This window comes from Bacillus sp. ISL-34 (assembly GCF_018613325.1).
Taxonomy (GTDB): Bacteria; Bacillota; Bacilli; order Bacillales; family DSM-1321; genus Peribacillus.
Window position 1 is genome coordinate 21740 of record NZ_JAGGQJ010000044.1, and the last position, 6000, is coordinate 27739.

The 6000-nt window shown below is 35.1% G+C and carries 6 protein-coding genes; all 6 read right to left on the reverse strand.

Features of this window, described 5'->3' with window-relative positions; genetic code table 11:
- Positions 1–336 precede the first annotated feature (336 nt).
- Positions 337–1089 (reverse strand): DeoR/GlpR family DNA-binding transcription regulator, encoded by a 753-nt coding sequence (locus J7E52_RS25785; protein WP_214751278.1) that lies wholly within the window; start codon positions 1087–1089, stop codon positions 337–339.
- Between the two features lie 64 nt (positions 1090–1153).
- Positions 1154–1549 carry a hypothetical protein gene (locus J7E52_RS25790; RefSeq protein WP_214751280.1) on the reverse strand — a complete coding sequence of 132 codons (396 nt, stop codon included), beginning with the start codon at positions 1547–1549 and terminating at the stop codon, positions 1154–1156.
- 623 nt (positions 1550–2172) lie between these two features.
- Entirely contained in the window at positions 2173–2451 is a 279-nt protein-coding gene (locus J7E52_RS25795; protein WP_214751282.1) for a hypothetical protein, read from the reverse strand.
- A 299-nt stretch (positions 2452–2750) separates the two neighbouring features.
- Entirely contained in the window at positions 2751–4304 is a 1554-nt protein-coding gene (locus J7E52_RS25800; protein ID WP_214751283.1) for a YndJ family protein, read from the reverse strand.
- On the reverse strand, positions 4273–4884 hold the full coding sequence (locus J7E52_RS25805; RefSeq protein WP_214751285.1) for a DUF4166 domain-containing protein: 612 nt from the start codon (positions 4882–4884) through the stop codon (positions 4273–4275). The genes J7E52_RS25800 and J7E52_RS25805 overlap by 32 nt, the downstream gene beginning before the upstream one ends.
- A complete protein-coding gene (locus tag J7E52_RS25810) occupies positions 4884–5798 on the reverse strand; it encodes a DoxX-like family protein (protein ID WP_214751287.1) in 915 nt (304 codons plus the stop codon). The genes J7E52_RS25805 and J7E52_RS25810 overlap by 1 nt, the downstream gene beginning before the upstream one ends.
- Positions 5799–6000: the final 202 nt, after the last annotated feature.

Consider the following 6000-nt stretch of genomic DNA (forward strand, 5'->3'; position numbering starts at 1 on the left):
ATTATAATTGAATGAATTTGATTGGTTTTGATTGATTTTGATTATATTAAAACTGTTTATAATTGTCAATAGTTACAATTATTCCAAAAAAATATATTAATAACATAAAATATTAAACTTTCAAATGGAATGTTTAATACATGGAGCAGATTTTCCCTCATTGTTAATTGGCCACATTACAATAAATCAAGCATTCTTTATTATATTGATACAACAAAGGGGAAAATTTCCAAAAAAATAATTTCAGAATCTCCTTCAAAAAAAAGCTGGTATTCTAAATGTCTGAATCAGACAGTTTGAATACCAGCTTTCCTTCAACGATAGCAAATTTAGTTTTTAGTCCCTCACAATAATTATCTCCGTTTTCTCCTTATATTTTCCTAACGTTATTGTACCTTCTTCATTCGTAATAACTTTTGTCTGGTTTAAATCTGCAAACTTAGAAAATGATACTTCTCCAAATTTTGTATGATCTGCTAATACAAAGGCCTCACGTGACAAAAAAATGGCTCTTTCTTTTATTTGCGCCTCTTCTGGATCTGGGGTAGTCAATCCAAAATTATAATGAATAGCGTTCGCACCCATGAAACACTTATCAAATCTGTATTTTTTTATACTTTCGTATGCATAACGTCCAACTGTAGCTTTGGTAATCTTTTTAACAAATCCACCAATAAAATATGTACATATTTCATTTTCAAGTAATGCATCTAAATGATCAATTCCGTTTGTAATGACAACGATATCTTTTTGTCTTAAATGTTTGATCATCTGATACGTTGTTGTTCCAGCATCAAGATAAACACAGTCGCCGTCCAAAATTAATTCTGCCGCATATTTTGCTATCTTAGCTTTTTCCTCAAGGTTCTGCGTTATTTTCTCAAACACACTTGGTTCGTCTCGTTTACTATGTAAAAGTGAAGCTCCACCATGTACACGTTTTAAGTAGTTCTGCTTTTCTAATTGATCTAGATCACGACGCAAAGTAGATTCTGAAGTATTTGTTAATTCTACTAGCTCATGAATCTTAACATTCTCCTTTTCTTTTAATAGCTTTAAAATTAATTGATGCCGTTCCGTAATAAGCATGATATCTCCTCCTCGTATTACACTTCTATTTAAAGGTTCTTCGTGTATTCTAGTTTAATTAATTTTAGTATATAGAATTTTGCAGTGACATGTGAGAACTATTAGGGTACCCCCATAAGAAAAAGGAGCTGTTGATCAGCTCCTGGTAATGAAGTAAGCACCTGTTTGTTGAAAAAACAATTTTAAATCCATTACCTTGGAATATTATTCTCATTAATTCAACAGCCATAAAGTAAACTAAACCAACAAATATACTAAGAGCTAAAGCTAATTTTCTCCAAAGTCCTTTCTCACTGAGAAAAGAGAAAGAGAAAGATATAATGATTCCACATATCATCAATACACGAAAAGTTGTTACTCCAGGGTCAATTACTTGTGTTATATTTCCAGAAAAGAAACAAATAACCAAGATAATTAAAGCAACGAAATAACCCCTAAATATTTTTTCATGATTAACCACCCTTCTCCTCTAATTAATTTTACTAAATCTCGGTAAAAATGTATTTTTTTATTATCGGATTATCTTCCCTCTTTAATTGCATAAAGAAAAGCTGCCTTAAAAACAGCTCCGATCTTCAGCTAAAGCACCCGTTAGCTTTATTACCTTTATTTTACCATAATACCCACAATTTCTTGGTGAACTCCCTCAGTGCAGTTTTCAATGCAAATAATTTCTTTATTAACATATATTCCTCCTAGTTATTATTTTGTTAAAATAACACATTAAGCACAACACGAATATACAATATTCACCATATAAAAATACATCATTTTTATAAAAATTAAACTATACTAAATATAAATTACATTTCTTGATAATTTTACGCAAATTATCTTCTACATGTCTGTCACTTAATAGAATTATATAAAAGGACGAGAAATTCCTGTATATTCATTTAGCATACATTTAACTAACTTACTGATCGGTGACAATACAGTTGTTTAATTTTGCTTTTATAAAACACACATAACACCGTCCTATTATTCAGACGGTGTTAAAATTTTCTTTAACCATCAGCAGAAATAAAGTCGTTTAAACATTTTCCTTAAGCAACTACGCACCCGTTAGCTTTAGAAGAAATATTATTTAAAATCAAAGTTGAAATTATATGGCATCGCTGCTCTTGTTTCATTTGTAATTTCAGTTGCATATTGAAATAATTCCGGGTGAGCCGCCACGTCTTGCATAACTTTTTCTGTTTGTTTTTTTGCTGTTTTAATATCCTCTTCAACTAATGTGTCATTTCCAGGTAATATAATAACTTCTTCATCTACTTGCCCTTCTGCAGAAGTAATCTGGAAAGATGAAAGACCAATGCAAGCGAACAAAAAGCCGAATAATATGATGATTTTCTTAAACATAATCTACCTCCTTAGAATATGTATAATTATACCATTATGTTATGGATAGAATTGGATATATATAAAAGAAGACCACCCTATATAAGTGGTCTTCTTTAGTGCATCCTACGGAACTAACGCACCCGTTTGTTCAATAAGAAAAGCGATCCTTATTAAAGAATAGCGCCCTTTAATGGAATATTATTGTCGTAACAATTCTTGTATAAATAATTAGAAAAAAACTATTATCCTCCAATTCATCTAATTATTGAATTTCCCCTCTTTAAATCCCTCCAAATAAGCATTAATAACCTACACCATCATTTTTGATTAATGGAGTAATCAATATGTAAGAAAGGGATGCCAAAGATTCGCATTTTGTGATGTGCTGTGAGTAATCCTGCAATTGTTTCATTAATTAAAAAGTGCTCGGATAATGGAAGATTGAAAAGCGTTTTGCCAGCTGCTAAATAAATACCAGAGTCACTTTCTCCCTCGCTCGAAAGAATAAGAGAGCCATCGATAGCGTCAAGCTGTAAAATACCAATCATTGACGAATAGGGTAGAGGAAGTGCTATATTCATATACGTCCTGCCCTCCGTTTCATGCTGAGAATAAATGGCCACAAATACGGTATTCTCCTTCACCTGGCGAATCCATGCGCGTGGATTTTTCCTCCCATCAAGCGTTTGATCAACAGCACGTATTTTATATGTCATTTCAGTACGTTTACTTGAGATGGGCAAGTTCAATTGCTGTAGTTTTGTACTTATCAATTTATAGCACACCGCAAACGGTTTAAACCAAGTTGCCCATTTTACAGAAGCAAATAACCGATACTGATCTGTGTTCTCATAAAAATGGACGATTGTTTTTGGTAAAGTTTTGACATCAACAAAATCACTTAGTTCATCCACTAGTCCTGGATGTTGCTTGCCTGCTCCCTTTAACGTACCTCGAATTTGGCTCACTGGGAAATTCCAGACATCCTGCTTCGTTTTAGGTGGCACAAGCACCCAACCGAGTACGCCTAACATGCCAAAAATTAAACAGTTAAATAAGCCATGAAATTTTAGCATAAAATCAATACTAACAAACCAAAGTCCAAACGAATTATTTGTCGCATAAAGCAATGAAAATAAGATTGTGATGCCTAGTGCACTGAATGATAGCCGTATCAATATCGTCTGCAAGTGTGAAAGGAAACGTGTTCGGAATGCAAGTACGATTAAGCTGTAAATGGCAAATATGTACAGCAACACAGAGATGAATTCTAGTAATGGCCAAAATGAAATGCCAATGGCGACGAGCATGGGACCTGCTAAAATAATTGGCACAATTAATCGATACAATGTTGAAACGTGTAAGCGTCCAAAAAAACCAAGAGATATGGGCAATAAAAAGGCAGAGTAATGAAAATGAATAGCTGTTAACCAAGTGATTAGTGGACTAAAACCTGTATCAATTCCCGCAATATAAGCAAAGAACCATAGTCCGCCTACAAATAAATACATCATCCCGATATCAATTGATATTTCTGCCCAATTTGTAAAACCACGCTGAAAAAATCGCTTTAGCCCATAACACGCCACAAAAAAGGTTAAAATCACATAAATAAAAGCGAGTACCATCTGTCCTGTACTTGATGGGACAACTTGCAATAAAAAGATGGAGAGCATAGCAATCCAATTGAAAATAATATGTTTCCTCTTTGTTTCAAATAGTAGCTGGAGCATAAGTGGCACGAAAATCAACTGTGCAGCTGTCAGCATTAACAAATAGGGTTCAGATGTCAAAATGCTGCTTGCTATGAAAAAGAACACGCCTGCAATGGTGATTGAACTAAAGAGTCTGCACCTTAAATTCGCCTTCATAAGCCATCAACCTTCCTACGATTCGGTTTCGTATATCGACTTGAATCGTAAATACTTCTCGGGCATCATCGTACCCTTCCACAACGGTCACAACTCCTTCTAATAACCGAAGAATTGGAAACTCTAGGTTACCTATAACGATACGTTGTGGACCAGAGCGAATGTGTATGCGCCCTTCAGGTGTCACCGCAAATTTTAAATCCGAATAAAATAAGCTCGGCTCCCCTAAATAATCCTTCACAACTCTACGCTTCGTATCAACCGTCATAAATGCATTAAAATGCCGAGTAATCTCTTCAAAATAAAAAGTACGCTCCCAATATATTTCTGCCTCACCAGTCGGCAATGATCTACAGGTATTTTTGATCGAAAACGGCACATCCTTCCCGTTTTCGGGAAAAAGAAATTCCCAGCGTGTTGCTAATTTTAAAAAGGGTTTTAGCCAGCAAGCCCCCGTTTCAATCTTTGACATCGTTCCAACCCCATTAAACGGTTTACCAATTGGTAGGGCATAACGCTCTTGTAGCTTAGGATGAAGTCTTTGAAAATCCTCACCTAAGAGGTCTTTGTAGATTGTCATTATGATTCACCCTTTCTCGTACGCTTGCAACTTGTTGCCGATGGCAAATCAGTTGCTAGTAAGAAGCTAATAAACGAAAGGACCCACAGACTAGCATTAAATGTAATAGGATTAAACGGGTGCGATGAGAAGGAAGGACTAGCGATTAAGGTACTGATAGTTAATACTGGAAAAACAATCATCTGCAGAACAAGTAAATGTCTTTTCTTACGATAAAGAAGCCAAACCACTGCAAATAAAATCTCGAGAACGCCTATTATTCCTACACCCTTTACAGCAGCAGTCCCCTCCAAGGAAGTTAAACTAGATAGCATCGATACTTCCTCAGGATGTTTGGCAATCATCTTCGGTACTAGCCCCTGATAAAGCCAAACAAAGAAAAAGAGCATTGTTACTATAGCGTTAATAATGACACGTACATACTGTGATCGTGGCGATTCCCCCTTTTCAATCCAGCGTTTTAGCACATCAAAGCTTAGAGCTGTTGCCCACCCCATGATTGGCCGAAAAAAGGGGTCTAAAATCCGTCCAAATAAACCATAACGTACATCATAATCATATTGGGTGAGAAATGTGGTTCCGTTATCTGTCGGTATATATTGCCAATATCCTTTCCCTTCACAAATTGGCGAAATTTTTTGATCGGTACCAAAGTGAAGAGAAGATGTTTTTGAACCATCCTTCTTATTATGCGTACCGATACTTTTACCCCAGCCAGCGACTTTTACACCACATCCCAATTTCGTTTCATATAAAAAGGATTGCGGATCACCTTCTGATTTTTTCGGTAAATAGGTAATAGAAGAAAAACGCAAATCCCATTGTTCATGTAGTTCAGGCTTTTGAGTCATACTCCATACTTCGTCTATAGTTGCCTGAATTGGAATTTCCACATAGATTGGTTTGTTTTTCATAAATGTCACCTCTATTAATAAAGTAACATAAGTTTCAATACACAATGTTAGAATTTATGAAATCGCTGTAAGAATGATAGAGTTTGAAAGACACTCTAATAACTTATTTTATTGCTCAATTATCTGGCCCAATTGTTGAACAAAGGTCAAACAGCACTCTTCAACTATCCTGCCCCTTTCGTATTATAAAGGTCAGCCAGTT

Bases quoted from the DNA above. Each gene is read 5' to 3' on its own strand.
- J7E52_RS25785 (WP_214751278.1), bottom strand. From the start codon at position 1,089: ATGCTTATTACGGAACGGCATCAATTAATTTTAAAGCTATTAAAAGAA.
- J7E52_RS25795 (WP_214751282.1), bottom strand. From the start codon at position 2,451: ATGTTTAAGAAAATCATCATATTATTCGGCTTTTTGTTCGCTTGCATT.
- J7E52_RS25800 (WP_214751283.1), bottom strand. From the start codon at position 4,304: ATGAAGGCGAATTTAAGGTGCAGACTCTTTAGTTCAATCACCATTGCA.
- J7E52_RS25805 (WP_214751285.1), bottom strand. From the start codon at position 4,884: ATGACAATCTACAAAGACCTCTTAGGTGAGGATTTTCAAAGACTTCAT.
- J7E52_RS25810 (WP_214751287.1), bottom strand. From the start codon at position 5,798: ATGAAAAACAAACCAATCTATGTGGAAATTCCAATTCAGGCAACTATA.